The sequence below is a fragment of the Thalassospira sp. UBA1131 genome, from assembly GCF_002311515.1.
GTDB lineage: Bacteria > Pseudomonadota > Alphaproteobacteria > Rhodospirillales > Thalassospiraceae > Thalassospira.
The window spans coordinates 6,849-8,042 of record NZ_DCAO01000071.1; the positions used below are offsets into that span (position 1 = coordinate 6,849).

A 1,194-nucleotide genomic window follows, 5' to 3' on the forward strand; every position below is an offset into this window, starting at 1 on the left:
AAGACATTGCCATTGGTGTAGACGCAAATCTCACCGGCAATCGCCATGGCCTTGCGGGCAATTTCCTCGGCACTCAGGTCCTGATCAAGCAGGGCGCGTGCCGCAGCAAGCGCATAGTTGCCACCCGAACCAATGGCAATGATGCCATCTTCGGGTTCAAGAACATCGCCCTGGCCAGTCAGAACCAGTGACACGTCCTTGTCGGCCACCGCCATCATGGCTTCGAGCTTGCGAAGGTAACGATCTGTCCGCCAGTCCTTGGCCAACTCTACACAGGCGCGCATCGTCTGGCCCGGATGACGATCAAGCTTGGCTTCAAGCCGTTCCAGCAGGGTAAAGGCATCCGCCGTTGCCCCGGCAAAGCCCACCATGATCTCGCCCTTCTGGCCGATCCGGCGCACCTTGCGGGCATTGCCCTTGATCACCGTCGGACCAAGCGAGACCTGGCCATCACCGGCCACCACGACTTCATTGCCCTTGCGCACGGACAGAATTGTCGTGCCATGCCAGCTTTGTTGTTCGCTCATGAATTATCCTTGAATCTCATCGATTGCTTCGCCCAAGAGTTAGCACGGCAGACGCCCCGGTCAAGGGCAGAAGCCACCCGCAACCACCGCTTCCGCTGACCGCACGACCTTCATGTCGACCAAAACACAGTTTCAACGCTGAGATACCCAAAAAATTCAAGGCATACCCCCCCGACATGCTTTACCCTTGGGGATGGTAAAAGAATTTCAAGAAGACAGGACCAGAGCCCATGAGCAGCGATCTTACCCAAACCCATCTTGGCAAATGCATTCTTGCCGGTCAGGGCAAAATCAAGGCCGATCTGGTTCTGCGCAATATCGGCTTGCTTGACGTCATCACCGGCAAGGTCACCGAAACCGATATCGCCATTGTCGGCGACCGGATTGTCGGCACCCATGACAGCTATGCTGGCGAGACCGAGATTGATTGCACCGGCAAGTTCGCCGTGCCGGGCTTTATCGATACCCACCTGCATATTGAAAGCTCGCTCGTTACCCCGCTCGAGTTTGATCGTTGTGTGCTGCCCCATGGCGTCACCACAGTCCTGTGTGACCCGCATGAAATCGCCAATGTGCTGGGGTCTGAGGGGATCAAATACTTCCTGGATTGCGCGGAACAGACCGTGATGGATGTGCGGGTCAATCTGTCATCCTGCGTTCCGGCCAC

The 1,194-nt window shown here is 56.8% G+C and carries 2 protein-coding genes; one reads left to right on the forward strand and one right to left on the reverse strand.

The features are described 5' to 3' along the window. Positions 1-527 (reverse strand): ATP-dependent protease subunit HslV (hslV, locus tag B3Z49_RS11525; protein WP_296990932.1); only part of this gene is annotated, 527 nt, incomplete at its 3' end. A 230-nt stretch (positions 528-757) separates the two neighbouring features. Between hslV and B3Z49_RS11530 the strand changes: the two genes are divergently transcribed. After that, positions 758-1,194: amidohydrolase family protein (locus B3Z49_RS11530; protein WP_296990976.1), on the forward strand; the 437-nt coding region annotated here is incomplete at its 3' end.